At 52.1% G+C, this 16,126-nt stretch carries 16 protein-coding genes; 4 read left to right on the top strand and 12 right to left on the bottom strand.

All coding sequences use genetic code 11. The features are described 5' to 3' along the window. Positions 1–107: 107 nt before the first annotated feature. Complete coding sequence (locus RBT11_11135; protein ID MDX9787324.1) at positions 108–2,045, bottom strand: aldehyde ferredoxin oxidoreductase C-terminal domain-containing protein; 1,938 nt, start codon at positions 2,043–2,045, stop codon at positions 108–110. A gap of 53 nt (positions 2,046–2,098) precedes the next feature. On the opposite strand from RBT11_11135, the gene RBT11_11130 reads away from it, so the two are divergent. Next, on the top strand, positions 2,099–2,323 hold the full coding sequence (locus RBT11_11130; GenBank protein MDX9787323.1) for a hypothetical protein: 225 nt from the start codon (positions 2,099–2,101) through the stop codon (positions 2,321–2,323). Between the two features lie 30 nt (positions 2,324–2,353). Then, positions 2,354–2,584 carry a hypothetical protein gene (locus RBT11_11125; GenBank protein ID MDX9787322.1) on the top strand — a complete coding sequence of 77 codons (231 nt, stop codon included), beginning with the start codon at positions 2,354–2,356 and terminating at the stop codon, positions 2,582–2,584. Here RBT11_11125 and RBT11_11120 read toward each other — a convergent pair. Continuing rightward, positions 2,581–2,703, bottom strand: a complete 123-nt coding sequence (locus tag RBT11_11120; protein MDX9787321.1) for a hypothetical protein — start codon at positions 2,701–2,703, stop codon at positions 2,581–2,583. The genes RBT11_11125 and RBT11_11120 overlap by 4 nt on opposite strands. Positions 2,704–3,009: 306 nt before the next feature. Between RBT11_11120 and RBT11_11115 the strand changes: the two genes are divergently transcribed. After that, positions 3,010–3,645 (top strand): FmdE family protein, encoded by a 636-nt coding sequence (locus tag RBT11_11115; protein ID MDX9787320.1) that lies wholly within the window; start codon positions 3,010–3,012, stop codon positions 3,643–3,645. A gap of 62 nt (positions 3,646–3,707) precedes the next feature. Beyond that, positions 3,708–4,739 carry a molybdopterin-binding protein gene (locus tag RBT11_11110; protein MDX9787319.1) on the top strand — a complete coding sequence of 344 codons (1,032 nt, stop codon included), beginning with the start codon at positions 3,708–3,710 and terminating at the stop codon, positions 4,737–4,739. Here the strand turns inward: RBT11_11110 and mobB are convergent. The 10 genes from mobB to RBT11_11060 form a co-directional block, all read right to left on the bottom strand. After that, a complete protein-coding gene (gene mobB / locus RBT11_11105; GenBank protein ID MDX9787318.1) occupies positions 4,736–5,257 on the bottom strand; it encodes a molybdopterin-guanine dinucleotide biosynthesis protein B in 522 nt (173 codons plus the stop codon). The genes RBT11_11110 and mobB overlap by 4 nt on opposite strands. A 164-nt stretch (positions 5,258–5,421) precedes the next feature. Further along, positions 5,422–6,786, bottom strand: coding sequence for a sigma 54-interacting transcriptional regulator (locus RBT11_11100; GenBank protein MDX9787317.1), 1,365 nt, complete (start codon positions 6,784–6,786; stop codon positions 5,422–5,424). Between the two features lie 183 nt (positions 6,787–6,969). Further along, positions 6,970–7,461, bottom strand: a complete 492-nt coding sequence (locus RBT11_11095) for a PaaI family thioesterase (GenBank protein MDX9787316.1) — start codon at positions 7,459–7,461, stop codon at positions 6,970–6,972. A 366-nt stretch (positions 7,462–7,827) separates the two neighbouring features. After that, positions 7,828–9,348, bottom strand: coding sequence for an AMP-binding protein (locus RBT11_11090; GenBank protein ID MDX9787315.1), 1,521 nt, complete (start codon positions 9,346–9,348; stop codon positions 7,828–7,830). 46 nt (positions 9,349–9,394) lie between these two features. Continuing rightward, positions 9,395–9,799, bottom strand: coding sequence for a universal stress protein (locus tag RBT11_11085; protein MDX9787314.1), 405 nt, complete (start codon positions 9,797–9,799; stop codon positions 9,395–9,397). 130 nt (positions 9,800–9,929) lie between these two features. After that, entirely contained in the window at positions 9,930–10,745 is an 816-nt protein-coding gene (locus RBT11_11080) for an ABC transporter ATP-binding protein (GenBank protein ID MDX9787313.1), read from the bottom strand. 149 nt (positions 10,746–10,894) lie between these two features. Then, positions 10,895–12,118, bottom strand: a complete 1,224-nt coding sequence (locus RBT11_11075) for an ABC transporter substrate-binding protein (GenBank protein MDX9787312.1) — start codon at positions 12,116–12,118, stop codon at positions 10,895–10,897. A gap of 85 nt (positions 12,119–12,203) precedes the next feature. After that, a complete protein-coding gene (locus RBT11_11070; protein ID MDX9787311.1) occupies positions 12,204–13,301 on the bottom strand; it encodes a branched-chain amino acid ABC transporter permease in 1,098 nt (365 codons plus the stop codon). Next, on the bottom strand, positions 13,301–14,194 hold the full coding sequence (locus RBT11_11065) for a branched-chain amino acid ABC transporter permease (protein ID MDX9787310.1): 894 nt from the start codon (positions 14,192–14,194) through the stop codon (positions 13,301–13,303). Before RBT11_11065 ends, RBT11_11070 begins: the two co-directional genes overlap by 1 nt. After that, complete coding sequence (locus RBT11_11060) at positions 14,191–16,119, bottom strand: AMP-binding protein (GenBank protein MDX9787309.1); 1,929 nt, start codon at positions 16,117–16,119, stop codon at positions 14,191–14,193. Before RBT11_11060 ends, RBT11_11065 begins: the two co-directional genes overlap by 4 nt. Positions 16,120–16,126 lie beyond the last annotated feature (7 nt).

The following is a 16,126-nucleotide window of genomic DNA, read 5'->3' as shown; positions in this document are numbered from 1 at the left end:
ACCAAAGGCAGCATGTGGTTGAAACTGTTCTGTCCGGAGGCTTCATGTGAAATCACTTCACCAACACAGCTTCCGTAAAATGAAGCTGGTTGGTCGGGAAAGGATATTCAGAAGCGCTTTCCGCCCTTGGGGTAGCTATTCAAATCCCTCAAGGGCGGTCCGTCCCATGTGTTATAAGGGCCGTCTTCCTCAAGTCTTTTGGCAACCTCGGCAATATTAAGGCGCTCGCAAGTCTGCCGAGTGGGTCGACCGGTTACTGTGTCATAGCCATTCTTTTCATACCAGGCTCTGACCAGGGTTAGGTGAGTTTTTCTTTCCATTGCACCCTCGGGCGTGTTTCTGAATTCCAGGCGCTGGGGCAACCTATCCTCTTTTATCGTGATCCCCCGGCGTGCGTTAAAAGCGCGTTCCACTGCCCCCACGCGATCGGAGACCGCCACGACCATTTTGGCCGTAAAGGGAATGCCGGTGGCTTTGGTCAGCATCTCGGCCAAGCCTTCGAACAGGGACCCTTTCCAAACCAGGGGAAGCGCGCATGTCCACGTATTCACGGCCCCTTTGCAACGACCGATGCAATCAGCCAGGGTGGTGACCCGTTCGCCGTGAATGATGGATTGGACAGGATCATTGCTGATGATCCCTTTCGCTACGAGTTCTTTGAGCACTTCCTCATCGGAGTTATCCCCGGCGGCCCAGCTTCGACCGCGCAAGTGATCGGCGCCACGCGTGGCAACGGCATGGGCAAGCGAGAAGAGGCCGGCAGGATAGACGCCGCGCCCCAGGCCCTTTACATGGTAGCAGTAGTCCATGGCCCCTTTGCCGATTCTTTTGGCCAAGGCGTACATCCCCTCGGCAATAAGATTGCCAAAGCCTTCGCGCATCACCGTCTTATGGATCAATTCCACCTGACCTTCGACGTTCTCCCAGGAGAGGTCGAGACCATCGGTGACCCTGTCATCGATGATGCCGCGGTTATAAAGGTCTTTGGCCAGTGCGATGGTGTTGCCAATCGCAATGACATCTACCCCGTATGCGTCACAGAGGTTCTCCATTTCCATGATGGCAAGGGGATCGAACACGCCGCAGTTGGTGCCAAGGCAGTAAATCGCTTCATACTCAAGCGCCTCACCCATTTCACCCTTGCGCCCCCCCTCTGGAATTTTATAAGCATTCTTGCATTTAATATGGCAACCTCGACAACCCACGCGACCGATTTCGTAAGCTTTCCACGCCTCCGGGCGCAGTGCCGGTGGGATTTCGTCGGCGGAAAGTACTTTCGCGGAGTTGCGAAAGCCGGGGAACCAGTGGGTCACACCATAGTGGGAGCCGTATACCGAGGCCACTTCCTTTTGCACGCGGTCTTGGGTCAGGAACCGTTTGTCCTCCCGGGTCAGGGCGATATAGCCGGGGCGATCGAACAGTTCGGGTCCTCCTGTGCCTCTCAGCACCATGGCCTTCAGCTTTTTGGAACCCCATACCGCTCCACTGCCCCGCGCAGCCGAAGCGTATTTGTCCACAATGGTAGAAGCCTGACGCACCAGGTTCTCCCCGGCTTGGCCGATGCAGGCAACGCACACCCCCTTTCCGTGGCGTTGGACAAGTGCGTCGGTAGTAGCCCAAGTGGTGAGGCCCCACAGGTTACCTGCGTCGTGAAAGGAGATTTCACCGTCTTCGATAAGCAGGTAAACAGGTTTCGATGAAGCGCCTGCCACCACAATTTGATCATATCCAGCCTGCTTCATGACACTGGCCATGGCGCCGCCGACATTGCCGTCCCCCAGAATTCCGCTGTATGGAGAAAGGGTGCTTACGTGAAGACGACTGGCGAGCCCCAGTGAGGTGGCGGTCAACATGCCAGGCGCAAAACAGAGGAGATTTTCCGGGGCCAGGGGATCGATGCCGGGCTTCACCCGATCGAAAAGCGTTTTTGCATTGAGACCGCGCCCCCCCAAAAAGTCCCTGGCCACATCAGGATTCAGAACCTTTTTTTCGAAGGTTTGGCAGGTCAAATCAACGCCCAGCAAAGTTCCACACCATGCATACATAAAAACCTCCTCATGGTGAATAGGTCACCCGCGTTCATGCCAAGGATTACGGCATGGCATCGAGCATGGGGACCGCCATGGGTTCCATGGGCATGTTGACCAGCATGACTATCGTTATCATTCTTACCTTTTTTATTGAAAACCTGCCGATATCGGTTCACACGGCCCACGATTTTATGGTCAGTATGCACACCATGTTCATCATTTTCGGCCTCCTGAACCGCTTGCGGACCGGCTGTTCTCTGCGCAGAATCGCACCCGGTCAGGCCAAGTGCTGAGTGGGTTAAAATAAATGAAACGGATTTATCATGGCAAGGCAACATCAAAGTGCAGTTGTGGTTCGTTATGAATACGACAGGAAAGGCGGCTTGAAAAAAGATGCATCAGAGCAGGCGTTGCAATACTTCACAGGAACGGCACCTGAGCATCTTTTCTTTCCAATTGCCTTGGACTCTCCCGCCGCAGACCGTACCATTGATAAACCAGCGAATATTCCCTTTTCCATGGCGATTTCCTGCTTGTTGAAGGCCGTATTCTAAATGTTGCGCGATTGTTGCGGCGCAATTTTCAACCGGAATTTATCAATCAATAATAGTGACGCCACCACGTAAAAGCAAGCGTCAATTGCCCCCAAACCGAACGCGACCAGCAGGTTCATTATGGATCTTCAGCGTGATCAAACTGCTTGTACGGTCGCATCAAGCATCTGACCGATACCTTCTATCGCCGCTGTGTCTGAAAGCGACTCTGATAAGGCGGGATCATCTTAAGGAGGCACCGGCTCGCCCGCGCCGAAAGTTGAATTTGTAAGTTGATTCATTATGGTATACGTTGAGACGATAAAAAAGCTGTCGCATAACAGGCTCGGTCATTATCGGGAACAAGCAGCGCAACCAGATCTATTCGATGAAAGCACTTGGCTGCAGCCCTTCAATCCTTGGCTTAAATATCATGGGAACACAGCGTGGAACCTTTTGAAAAACTTTTGGCATCATCGGTCGAGGCACACGGCCATCTTTGCCCAGGACAGGTCGTGGGGGTCCGCATGGCCATTCTCGGCTGCAGGCTGATCGGACTGGATGAGCCCAAACGCCGCGATCAGATTAAAAAACTGATTGTTTATGTGGAGATGGACCGCTGCACGGGCGATGCCGTAGCGCATACCACGGGGGTAAAGCTCGGCCGCCGGTCCCTGAAACACATGGATTTTGGCATTATGGCAGCCACGTTTGTAAACCTTGAAACGCAAAAGGCCTTTCGGATTGTGTCCACGGAAGAATCCAGGGACTTGGTATCGGCGTATGCCCCGGATATTAGAAACTACCCGGACCAGCAAATCGAAGCCTACAAGCGCATGCCGGACAGCGTGCTGTTCCGGGTTCATGCGGTCGAAGTCATCCTGAGTGAATATGATTTTCCGGGCCCGACCCGCCGGAAAGTGACCTGCAGCAACTGTGGTCAGGTGGTCCGGGACCATCGTGAAGTGATTTCGAGTGGGCGTGTGTTTTGCAAAATCTGCGCGGGGCAATCCTATTTTAAAAACGCCCGCGAAGTATCCTGGCCAAATATGAATTGGATACCCGAAAAAAAGGCGGAATAATCACCTTCCCTGTTAGCACGATCAAAAGGCGGAAATTAAATTTTGCATCGTAAGGAGTCACCATGCGCAAGAAGATACCCATAGAAAACGCTGTAGGCACCGCCCTCGCGCACGATATCACCGAAATTCGCCCCGGCGAGTTTAAAGGCGCGGCGTTTAAAAAGGGACACACGGTTTGCAACGAAGACATTTGCCGTTTGCAGCGGCTCGGGAAAAACCATCTGTATGAACTCGAACTGGAAGAAGGCGAGATTCATGAAGACCAGGCCGCGCTCATTCTGGCCGATGCCCTGGCTGGAGACGGCATTGTTCATGACCATCATCCCCATGAGGGAAAGATCAAATTGCTGTCGGACAGAGATGGGATCTTGTATGTTGATGCCACCGCGCTGATCGCTTTCAATATGGTCGATGAGGTGATGTGTGCCACGCAACACACGCATTCTCTCGTCAAAAAAGGAGAGCAGGTGGCCGCCACGCGGGCCATTCCGCTGGTCATGAAGCGCGCCGTCATTGAACGCGCCGCCGCCATCGCCAGGCAAAACGGCGCGGTTGTATCGATCAAACCGTTGCGTCAGGTTCGGGTCGGGCTTGTGATCACCGGCAATGAAGTGTTCAGTGGTCTCATTGAAGACCGTTATGCCGCCATTCTGACCCAAAAGGTGCAAGCGCTTGGCTCCGAGGTGATCGCATCCGCCCTTGTGCCGGACAACGAGGAGATAATTGCGGACGTTATTCATAAGCATATCGAAGCCGGCTGTGAGCTGATTTTGACCAGCGGCGGCATGAGCGTCGATCCGGACGATGTTTCGCGGGCCGGCATTCGAAAAGCCGGTGCGGATGACATTCATTACGGCGCGGCCGCATTGCCCGGCGCCATGTTCCTTGTGGCCTACATCGGCAAGGTACCGGTACTGGGTATGCCGGCGTGCGGGCTGCATCATCGCATCACGGTGCTGGATCTGATATTACCCAGAATTCTAGCGGGAGAAAAAATCGGAAAGCTGCAACTGGCCGCGTTGGGCCATGGCGGACTCTGCCAGGACTGCGACTCGTGCACCTTTCCGCATTGTCCTTTCGGAAAAGGGGCTTAGCGGGCTAGCTGAAAATGGGTGACAATAAAATCGGTCACTCCTTTGACATCGAATGGCGAAAATCGAGGCACCCCAATCTCGATCGGTGTGTCACTGATAAGCGCCACGAGGTATTCATCCTTCAGGCAGGCCGGTTGTGCTGAAACTTCCGGCCTGAAAACTTCAAGCTTATCCCGTTTTATCTGTTTAAACCCTTCTACCAGAATGACATCGACAGCGGACACCAGCGGGATTAGTTCATCCAGGCGCATTTCAGACGCCACGTCCCGGACCATACCAATCCGGTTGGGTGAAGAAATTAGTGTCGTACTCGCACCGGCTTGCTTATGCCGCCAGGTATCCTTACCCGGCACATCCATTTCAAAATCATGGCTGTGATGTTTGATGGTGCCGATGCGAAACCCGCGCAAAGAAAGCGCTTCAATCACCTTGACCAGCAAGGTGGTTTTGCCAGCACCGGAAAAGCCGACGATCGGCACGACCGGGGGGCCCAGCGGGTTGACGTTTTGCGCCGTCATGTAAGGGGCCTTATATTCGCTTGCTGTCTCATCCCGACTTCCAAATCCGGCAAAGCCGGATGCTGGGATGCTGGGATGCTGGGATGCATAAAAGTCATTTTCACCTTCGGCGAATGTACACGCAAAAGCGTGCATGTTTCTGGTAAAGGGCCTAAGCTGCTGTTTTATAAATCCTGTGGCAGCCGAATACCATATTTTTTGATCCGCTTCCATACCGTCACGCGGCTAACCCCTAATAAGCGGGCCGTCTCCGACTGGTTGCCGCCGGTTCGGCGCAATAAGTCAAGAAATTTGGACTGTTCTTCGGAATTCGCCGGATCGGGCGGCCTGAAGCACACGGTGTTGCCATTGCCCGCGGAAATCTTAGGCGGCATATGGGCCACCTCCACATACCCGCCCGGACACAACACAAACGCATATTCAATGGCATTTCGAAGCTCCCGCACATTTCCCGGCCACGGATGCGATAAAAGCAGCCGCATGGCTTCGGCGGTCAAACCCAGTATTTTTTTATTCCCTTTTTCCGAATGACGATCGATAAAATGCTGCACAATGAGCGGAATATCCTCTATGCGCTCTGAGAGCGGCGGGCAATACAACGGAAACACGTTGATTCGAAAAAAGAGATCTTCCCGGAACGCCCCGTTTGCCACCAATTCTTCCAGATTTCGATGGGTGGCCGAAACAATCCGCACGTCCACGCTGACCGGTTTATGGTCCCCGACCCGCTCGATTTCCTTTTCTTCAAGCACGCGAAGCAGCTTGACCTGGATGGATAGCGGAATATCCCCCACCTCATCGAGGAAAATCGTGCCCCCGTGCGCTGCTTCAAACCGCCCGATACGATCCCGGTCCGCACCAGTAAAAGCACCCTTCACATGACCGAATAATTCGCTTTCCAGTAAGCTCTCATTCAGGGCTGCGCAATTGACCTTTACAAACGGTCCCGCCTTTCTGTTGCTGACCTCATGAATCGCCCGGGCAACCAGTTCCTTGCCGGTGCCACTTTGTCCTTGAATAAGAACCGGCGCATTGGATGGGGCCACGCTATCAATCAGCTCGAATAACCGTTCGATAGCCGGGGATTTCCCTAAAATACCATGATACCCGTCATCCATATGCAGCGTTTTTCGAAGCGATTCGATTTCCGTCTGCTTGCGCATCAGCTCGGACATGTCGGTAAGAATCTCAACGGCACCGACCACTTCTCCTGTCGGCCCTTTGAGCAGTGTCGCACTTTTATGAATGGAAACCGACCGGTTATCCTTCTGAGTGATCACGCATTGCTTCCCTCTGGATTCTCCAACGGTAAATAATTTGCAAAAATCTTTCCCCACTCCTTTGCCGATAATTTTGCACCCGGTGCAATTCAGAATGCGGCAAGAACTGCCGATGAGCTCCTTCATGGCATAACCGGTCAGCCTCTCAGCCGCCGGGTTGACCGCCTGAATCACGCCGGCCGTATCCACCACGATCAGACCATCCTGAAGGGTATCAATAATGGTTTTCCAGCATTGTGATATTTCCATGACTGCTCGAAGATCTCCATACCGATTCATCCAACGCATGCGTTTGATCCGTCAGCAAAGCGCGGGCGTCATAGGCCGGCGTAGTGCCGATGTAGAGTCCCAAAACGGCAAAAAGGATGGGCCATTCAACGATGACAATAACATCACATATCTACTATGATGTCAAATACTAACCCGAGCCATTCAGGCCATCCCCGGGGTGATCTTCACCCCTTTTATACTGGCATCCTTGGCTATTTTGAAAACAGACTCAAATTCAAGCACTTCTTTTTTTTTATCATTGTAAACAGTGGCCCGGCCGGATAAAGTTCTCTCTTCAGGTTGCAAAACTTCAGCAACAGCAGTCACTATACCGCATTTGACCGGGTAAAGAAATTTTGACATCAGAGATATGGTTGCAAAATGCGTCCCGGAAGGCAGAATGCTTTTGATGGCCATCACAACAGCCGTATCGGCAAGGCTTACTAGAGCGCCGCCGTGCATCAGCCCCGCGCCTTGGGCATAATCGATAAGAAATGGCATTGTCAGCACTGCTCGGCCATTTAGCGCCTCAAGTATATCCATGCGAAGCAGTCTTTCAAAGGGCGCACAACTGATCCATCCTTCCATGTGGAATGTATGCGGGCCAGTCAACTTGACTCTTGAATTGGAATCAGTACTCGTCAAATCGTTCATAATACGATTAATTTTCTCCCTCGCTTATTCAAGCAGTTTAAGGTTTCGAGATATCAATTTTCGATCTCCCGGCACCCAATATAATAAACATCGCCAACACCGCCCCTGCGACCGCTCATACACGGGGTGTGCTTACTCAGGGAAAAGCAAGTCAAAATATAATCCGTTTGTCAAGACCGAATCAGACCGGTATCTGGCAAGCGGCTATCGGATTGAAAAAGACGATTTGGAGCTGATTATGCCACGCAAGAAAGCGCTATAACGCTTTAATAGAAACAGAAAAATCCCTATAAAAAACGTCGAGCACCACACGGCTCACAGTGCTTGGAGATATCCCGATTTTTTCGAGGTATGCATTCCGATGGGTTAAGGTTGCCCATATAGCGATTTTATCCGGGCCCGATCCGGGGTTCCATCGGATTTTAAGGGCAACTCGCTGACAAATTCCACGTATTGGGGTTTTTTATAACTGGCGATACGATCCGCCACAAAGCGCATCAGCTCCGCAGCGGAAAGTGTCTGTCCCAAATGAAGTTGACAAACCGCCTTGATGCCTTCTTTCCATTTGGGATCCGGCACACCGATCACGACCGTTTTCAGCACCGCCGGATGCTGCAAGATAACTTTTTCCACCTCGGCGGGATAAACGTTTTCACCCCCCGGCTTGATGAGTTCTTTCTCTTCTTTTCTGCCCGCATAAAATAAAAATCCGTCCGAATCAAAGCGGCCCAAATCGCCGGTATGGTGCCGACCGTCACGAAACGTATAAGCATTGTCTTCAGGCAACCCCCAATACCCTTTAAACACCATGGGGCCTTTCACCGTGATTTCACCGATCTCACCGACCTTGACCGGTTGATCCCGCTCGTCCACCAGGCACACATCCGCCAGAGAAATGGGTTTTCCGATCGATCCCGGCCGATCGCCATATCGGCCCATGGTGACCAGACACGCGGTTTCGGTCTGCCCGTACATGCAATGGTAAGTGCCGCCGGTTTCGGATTGGAACCGTTCCATTCCCTCCGCAGTACCCAACCCCACTACCGCCTTAAAAGAACTTAAATCAATCCTCTCTTTACTTGCCGCATCAAGGATGGAATCTAAAATCGGCGGAAAGTCAAAACACAGGCTAACCCTTTTGTCCCGAATCAATTGCGCGGCCGCGGCAGCATCAAATTTTCCGACATTGATATTCAACGCTCCGGCATGAAAGGCGTTAAAGGCCATAACCACCCCCGCCACATGGAAAAGGGGCAATAAATTCAGGTGCACATCCTCGGCGCATAGATTAAGATAATAGTTGAAATGAAGGTCTGCGCACATAAAATTGCCGTGACTTACCAAGGCCCCGCGGGGTCGCCCCGCCACGGCGGCCGTATGAATGATAACAAACCCGTCCGCATCGGCCACATCCGTCAGGGGTGCTGCGTCCAATGAATTCAGCAATTCTTTAAAAGGCAAGGCATCACCCATATCGGCCTTTAAGTTATAATAGGCTCCGATGGAGGGTAATTCCGACCGCTTTTCATTGAGCATGGGTTGAAATTCGGCATCGGCAAAAAGCAACTTGGGTGCGCCATCATTCAGGTTAAAGCACAGCTCGTCCGCTGAAAGTCGCCAGTTAACCGGCAACATGATAGCGCCCAGAGCCGCGGCTGCGCCGTACAGCAAAAAAAATTCCAGGCTGTTTTTTCCCACAAGGCCGATTCGATCGCCCTTGCGAATACCGGCATGGTAAAGCCCGCCCGCCAGGCAGTCCACTTGGTTTTTATAATTGCTAAACGTCAATTGCCGGCCGTCATCGGCCTCTATCCAACAGAAACGCTCGCCAAAAGCGACGGCGTTACGATTGATCAGATCATAGAAAGTAAAATCATAAAGTCCCATGGTGCTATCCTCGGCAATCTTTTCATGCCTGAAAAAAAGTATTATCTCAAATAGACGACCGGTTGACGGTTACAACCGGGCAAGGCGCTTTTAGTACGATGTACTGCGCGGTAGAGCCGAGAATAATTTTCTGCGTTTTCGATTTTTTCTCCACCCCGACAAAGATCTGGTCAATCTCATTTTCTTGCGCAAAGGCCACCAGGTCCTCACCGGGCGCAAGCCCGCGCGCGAGTTGATGGGTCTCGCACTCGATCCCTTTTTCTTTCAGAAATTCCGCTGCATGCGTCAGCTCATTTTCCGCCCTTGTAATGGTTTCCAGCGTTTCTTGGGAGCCACCTCCCATGGACGTCATGATAAAGACCTTGGCTTTAAACACTTCCGCATAGGTTCGCGCCAAAGTCAGTGCCGCTTTGGCCACATCCGAACCGTTATACCCCACCAAAAATTTCATTGTTCTTACCCTTTCCCTATCAGGCGCTTCAACCATTTGATGAATACCAACGCGAGCGATGCCCACAGCCCGTAAGGGCGAAAAATTTTTCGCCCCTCCCAACGCGCCGACTCCCGATTTTCAATGCTTCTTACATCCAGCGTTTGCGTCGTTTATAAGACTTTACTTCCTTAAAGGATTTTCGGCCTCCGCCCTGTGTGACGCCCATGTAAAACTCCTTGACATCGGGATTATGCTGTAACTCTTTGGAGGCGCCCTCCAGCACGATTTTTCCCGATTCCATAATATACGCATAATCGGAAATATTGAGTGCAATCTTGGCGTTTTGCTCGACGACCAAAATCGTAGTATTCATCTTCTTGTTGATAATCCCGATATTTTCGAAAATCTCTTTAACCAACAGGGGCGCCAACCCAAGGGACGGCTCATCGAGCATAAGCATTTTCGGCGCCGCCATCAGCGCTCGGGCGATGGCGATCATTTGCTGCTCTCCTCCGGAACAATAGCCGGCAAGCCGATGGGTAATGTTCGATAGCCGCGGAAAATGCGTGTACATCAGCTCATGGTCGGCGCGAATTTTCTGCGCACCATCCCGACGGGTGATGGAGCCAGCGCGTATATTCTCATCCACCGAAAGGTGCTTGAACACCCTGCGCCCCTCCGGCACCATCACCGCACCCAGCCGAACGACCTGGGTTCCGAGCACATTGGTGATGTCTTCTTTCTCAAATTTAACATATCCTTCCCGAATATAGCCGTTCTCGGGCTTCAGCAGTCCGCTGATGGCCCGCAAGGTAGTTGTTTTTCCCGCGCCGTTGGTTCCGAGCAGGGCGACAATACTCCCTTCGGCAACATTCAGACTGACCCCGCGGAGCACCTGAATAATGTCGTTATAAACGACTTCGATGTTATTGACTTCCAGCAGGTTCTCAGTTTTTTTTTCCATAAGGCGGCTTTTCAATCAGTTTCAGCAGACAATGGATGACTCAGAACCCCACATTATCCCTCTCCGAACCGAAACCGAATTCACCTGGTTTCGGTTCGAAAGATGGCGGGGCGGCACCGATTCCATCTCTTCCCATTCAGTCCTTACGACTACTTGATTTTGCTTGTATACTCGGGAATAAAAGGAGCGCCGATGGATTTAAAGGCACCCCCTTTAACAGCATAAAGCTGAAGGGTATCCACACCGGCTTTATCGGTCGCGGAAAAGGTGACCGGCCCCACCGTGGTGCCCGGTGAAAACGCGTTGTCTCCATTCATTGCAAGCATTTCCTCATATAACGTTTCCTTGTTGATTTGCTTCCCTTTTGCCTTTGCCCGGCGAATCACTTCGGTAGCAACCTGGGCCACCATCATGCCGTTCGCATAGTTATGGGAGTTGGCCGCTTTTTCATCGCGGTTATATCTCTTTGCCAGCGCCAACTGGGCATCCGCGCCTGCACTCGGCTCATTGGTGATGATGTAAGAGGTCGTCCAGTAAAAATTCTCGGCGGCCGCACCGGCCAGCGCGATCAGATCGTTTCCGCCCGTGTAATGGCAGCCCAGAAAGGTGATTTTACCCGCTTCGCCGAAAGAACCGGCCACCAGGCCGAGACGGCTGGCATCCTGAAGCATGGTGGCAACCGGTGATTGAACAGTCTGGCTGATCACGTATTGAACGCCTTTGCTCATCAGTCGTTTCAACATGGCCGTGTTATCGAGATCCTTGCCGTGCTCCACCACCTCCACAATTTCCATTTTAAGGCCGGCGGCAACGGCTTTTTGAAGATCTTCCACCGGCCCTCGACCAAACGCCGATGGATGAATGAACATGGCGACTTTCGGCGTGTCTCCCTGATGATTTTTAACGACATATTCGGCCAGACCGATGGCCTGGGCGGAATAGGACGCTATCGGAAGAAAAATATAATTTGAGTCAATCAGGTTGCCGGCATGAAAAGACGCGGGAATGACCGGCATTTTTTCTTCCTCGAAATCCTTTTTCAGGGCCAGCGTGCTTCCCGTTGAGTAGTTGAGATAAAACACAATGCCCTGATCCATGAAATCTTCGAAATTTCTTTTGGTCACATCGTTATTGTACTGATCGTCCCGAATCGTGCACTGAATGGTGTCATCTCCAAGCACTTTTGTTTCGTTCACAAAATTGAAAAAATCCTCAACGCCCTTGGCATAGGGATTGCCGGCATCGGACGTCGGTCCGGTTATGGCAAGCGACAACGCCATTTTATACACGTTTCCGGCCAGCGCGGGTGTTGAAATCGCCATCAAAACAGCTGAAAAAACTAGTATCCGCAGAATCATGTTATGTCTTTTCATGTCTCCTCCTTGCAGTAAGTGTTGTTCAAGGTCGAATATCAACCGGCGGGATGCCGGACCGAAACAATGCATTCAGCGGCCGCGCTTAATAACGGAAAGGCCACAGTTTAACGTACGATCGGGCAATCCGCCACCAGTTGGCGATTCCCCGCGGTTCAAACATTAAAAACAAAACGATCACCAGCCCGAAACTGAGCGGTCGCAGGGCTGTCGCCAGGTTCATGCCGGAGGGCAAAAAGGTGGCCGACCATTCCGCCAGTTTTTCCACCTGTAAGTCCAGCAATTTGATGGCCGCAGGACCCCAAAACGAGCCGTGCAGCGTGCCCAGGCCACCCACGATGGCCATGGCCAGATACGTAATGGAGGCATGCAGGGTAAAGGATTCGATGCCGACTCCCCGATAAAGATAGGCGTTTAACGCACCGGCCACCCCCGCCAGAAAGCCCGCCAGTGAAAAGGCATACACCTTGGTAAACCCGGGATGCATTCCCATGGCGTCGGCCGCCCGGTCATTGTCCCGCACGGCAACCAGGCATCTGCCGTAGCGGGTTCGCAACAAATTTCGAACGGAAAAGCCCGCGATAATAATCACCACCAAAATGGCATAATACCAGAAAAGATAATGCTGACTGCGCGACACGGTGCCAGTGAACCAGGAAACCCTTCCCACGGAAATCGTCTGGCCCTGGTTGAAAAAATCCATAAAATTGATGGTCCACTGAAAAATCATTTGAAAGGAAAGGGTCGCGATGGCCAGATACAGATGCTTTAAGCGCAGGGCCGGCAAACCGACAATCGCACCGAACAAGGCCCCCACCAAACCCGAAATGAAAATCATCACCGGCCAGGCGTGCGTCAGCAGAACATGGGAATCTCCCAGAACCCTTGCAAAAGAGGCGATGGTGTATGCCCCGATGCCCACAAAGGCGGCATGGCCGATTGAAATCAAGCCGGCAAATCCGGTCACCAGGTTCAGCCCGATAATGGCAACCGTCGCCACCAGAATGTTGTCGATGACAAGCATGTATTTATTATCCACCTCAATCAGCATGGGCCAGACAAAGAGTGCGAGAATAAAAAGGCACATCACGGATTGGTCCAGGCGAGTGAAAAAAATCCGCTGCTCTTCCTTATAGGAAGTAAAATAATTACCGGTGGCCAACCAACGATTTGATGCCATCATTACACCCGCTCTATTTCATGAATTCCGAACAAGCCGTGAGGTTTAAACAGCAAAATGACCAGCAAAATGATGTAGGGCAAAACCTCACCGGTTCCGTTCAGCCCCAAGTTACCATCCAGATAGCCGCCGGCGAACTGTTGAATCAGCCCCATGATAATGCCGGCCACCACCGCGCCGAGAATCGAATCGAGTCCGCCAAGAATAACCACCGGAAACACAACGATCCCGAATGCATGAAGGGTCTCAAAATTAAGACCGGTAATATTTCCGATAATACTGCCGGCGGCCGCAGCGCTCAAGCCGGCCATGGCCCAGGCCAAGCCAAATACTCGGGGTACGGAAATGCCGATGGACATGGCGGCCAATTGATCGTCCGACACGGCCCGCATGGCGATTCCCAACGTGGATTTTTTAAAGAACCAGGAAAAAGCGCCAATCAGGATAAAGGTGATCATCACGCCCACCAGTTGTGTCCACGAGATGGAAACCCCTCCCCATTCAATCGACGTTCTGGGAAGAAACGCCGGAAAGGAGAAGTTCTCCGTTCCAAAGGGCGTTAGATAGACCAATCCATCCAAAATGGACATCAGCCCGATGGTCACCATGATCACGGAAATGATCGGCTCCCCGATCAAGCGTCTAAGGAAAATTCTTTCCACGCTCATGGCGAGAAAAAAGGTGATGATCATGCTAAGCCCAAAGGAGATGTAAATCGGCACCCGCGCCCATACCGTTAAGGCATAGGTAATAAAGGCCCCTGCGGCGATGATCTGTCCGTGCGCAATATTGAGCACCCGACTGGATTTGTATATCAGCACAAACCCGAGTCCCGAAAGGGCGTAAATGGAGCCGACCACGATCCCGCTGACCACCAATTGAAAAAAATAGCTCATCGGACCTCTTCCATCGTATAAAAGCGGATTATCGTTTCCACGGTGGCCGTTTGGCCGTCCTGGTACTGATACAGGGCTTCGACTTTTTTCTCGGTAATGGCGTCATCATAAAGCGCCTGATACAATTCATCAAACTTTTCACGAACGAATTTTCTGCGGATTTTTCCGGTTTTGGTCAACTCACCGTCATCCACGTCCAGAAGCTTGTACAAAATGGCGAATCGTCGAATTCGAAAATGCGGTTTTTCCGCATGGTGGTTGATCTTCCTAATCTGCTCATGCACCAGCTCGGCCACCTCCGGCTTAGCGGAAAGATCCATAAACGTGGTAAAAGAAATGCCCCGGTCCTCGGCCCATTTTCCCACAACAATGGGATCGATGTTGATCAGCGCGGCCACATACGCCATCTTGTCACCGAAAATCACCGCCTCCTTGATATAGGGGCTGAATTTGAGCCGGTTTTCAAGAAACATGGGGCTGAACATCTCGCCGGCCTGCGTATGCATCACATCCGATAACCGGTCGATGACCACCAAATGCCCGTTATCGTCAATGTATCCGGCGTCCCCGGAATGCAGCCAGCCGCCTTCGAGCACTTCTTCGGTCTTATCCGGCATATTATAATATCCGATCGTGACCGATTCGGATCGGGAAAGAATTTCGCCTTTTTCGGAAATTCGGCACTCCGTTCCGGGCAAGGGCTTTCCCACGGTATCGGGCCTAACATCGCCGTCCCGGTGCATATAGGCAATGCCCACAATTTCAGTTTGACCGTAAATCTGCTTCAGGTTCACCCCGATGGCCTGGTAAAAGGTAAACAACTCCGGCCCCAGTGCCGCTCCGCCTGTATAGGCTCTTCGCAACCGTAGCAATCCGATCTGGTTGACAAGCGGTCTGAAAATGATTTGCTTTCCGATCCAGGCCGAAAACCGAAGTTTAAGCGGCATGTTCCGGCCGGCCATGCGATATTGGGCCGCAGCCTCGCCGACTTTCATAAAATAATAATAGAGCATTCGGTTCAGCCAGTAAGACTCGTCGATTTTAAGCCAGATTCGGGAGCGAATGGTTTCATAGATTCTGGGCGCACCGAACATGAAATGCGGCCCAATTTCCTTGAGATCTTCCATAGCGGTCTCTACCGACTCCGGAAAATTGACGGCGATGCCGGTGGCCATGGCGACCCCGAAGGAATTCATCTGCTCCCCGATCCAGGCAAAGGGGAGAAATGACAGGTACTCATCGGTTTCCGCCAGGGGATCCACCGCGGTCAATTGAAGGCCCATGTTGATGTAATTGCGATGGGTCAGCATGGCGCCCTTGGGCAAACCGGTGGTTCCGGAAGTCAAACACAGATGGCACACGTCATCGGGTTTGCCGTCATTCACCAGGGCATCAAAGAGCTCAGGGGCTTCCCGGTGCGCATTTTCTCCAAGTTGGTAGAGATCCTGAATACTCATAAACCAATCGTCGGCCTGATACCCCCGCATTCCGCGCGGATCTTCATAAATCACTTTTTTAACGTTCGGAATTTTATCCCTTACCTCAACCACCTTATCGACCTGCTCCTGATCGTTACAAAAAACGATGCTCACGCCCAAATAGTCGAGAATCGAGCCGATTTCATGGGGCAAACTCGTCTGATAAATACCGGCGGAAATGCCGCCAACCGCCTGAGCGCCGATGGCCACATAAAGCACTTCCGGTATATTGTCACTGATGGTGGCGAGGCGGTCCCCTTTTTCAAAGCCGATCTTTCTCAGCCCCAGGCCTACTTTTCTGACAAAATCATAGTACTGATTCCAGGAATAGCAGTTCCAGACGCCGAAATCCTTTTCCCGCAAGGCGATCTTATCGCCGCTGGTGTTCACCCGCCATCGCAACAGTTGCGGAATACTGTACTGCTTTAACGCGTCCCTGTGTTCCATAAGCAAC

The sequence above is a fragment of the Desulfobacterales bacterium genome, assembly GCA_034003325.1.
Lineage (GTDB): Bacteria > Desulfobacterota > Desulfobacteria > Desulfobacterales > JAFDDL01 > JAVEYW01.
The sequence above is the reverse complement of the archived record's forward strand: the minus strand, read 5'-3'. Positions and strand labels throughout refer to the sequence as shown.

Excerpts from the sequence above, each read along its gene's own strand:
- RBT11_11075 (MDX9787312.1), bottom strand. The coding sequence starts at position 12,118 with ATGAAAAGACATAACATGATTCTGCGGATACTAGTTTTTTCAGCTGTT.
- RBT11_11125 (MDX9787322.1), top strand. The coding sequence starts at position 2,354 with ATGGCAAGGCAACATCAAAGTGCAGTTGTGGTTCGTTATGAATACGAC.
- RBT11_11060 (MDX9787309.1), bottom strand. The coding sequence starts at position 16,119 with ATGGAACACAGGGACGCGTTAAAGCAGTACAGTATTCCGCAACTGTTG.
- RBT11_11085 (MDX9787314.1), bottom strand. The coding sequence starts at position 9,799 with ATGAAATTTTTGGTGGGGTATAACGGTTCGGATGTGGCCAAAGCGGCA.
- RBT11_11120 (MDX9787321.1), bottom strand. The coding sequence starts at position 2,703 with ATGAACCTGCTGGTCGCGTTCGGTTTGGGGGCAATTGACGCTTGCTTT.
- RBT11_11095 (MDX9787316.1), bottom strand. The coding sequence starts at position 7,461 with ATGAACGATTTGACGAGTACTGATTCCAATTCAAGAGTCAAGTTGACT.
- mobB (MDX9787318.1), bottom strand. The coding sequence starts at position 5,257 with ATGACGGCGCAAAACGTCAACCCGCTGGGCCCCCCGGTCGTGCCGATC.
- RBT11_11135 (MDX9787324.1), bottom strand. The coding sequence starts at position 2,045 with ATGTATGCATGGTGTGGAACTTTGCTGGGCGTTGATTTGACCTGCCAA.
- RBT11_11065 (MDX9787310.1), bottom strand. The coding sequence starts at position 14,194 with ATGAGCTATTTTTTTCAATTGGTGGTCAGCGGGATCGTGGTCGGCTCC.
- RBT11_11100 (MDX9787317.1), bottom strand. The coding sequence starts at position 6,786 with ATGGAAATATCACAATGCTGGAAAACCATTATTGATACCCTTCAGGAT.
- RBT11_11090 (MDX9787315.1), bottom strand. The coding sequence starts at position 9,348 with ATGGGACTTTATGATTTTACTTTCTATGATCTGATCAATCGTAACGCC.
- RBT11_11110 (MDX9787319.1), top strand. The coding sequence starts at position 3,708 with ATGCGCAAGAAGATACCCATAGAAAACGCTGTAGGCACCGCCCTCGCG.
- RBT11_11130 (MDX9787323.1), top strand. The coding sequence starts at position 2,099 with ATGGCATCGAGCATGGGGACCGCCATGGGTTCCATGGGCATGTTGACC.
- RBT11_11070 (MDX9787311.1), bottom strand. The coding sequence starts at position 13,301 with ATGATGGCATCAAATCGTTGGTTGGCCACCGGTAATTATTTTACTTCC.
- RBT11_11080 (MDX9787313.1), bottom strand. The coding sequence starts at position 10,745 with ATGGAAAAAAAAACTGAGAACCTGCTGGAAGTCAATAACATCGAAGTC.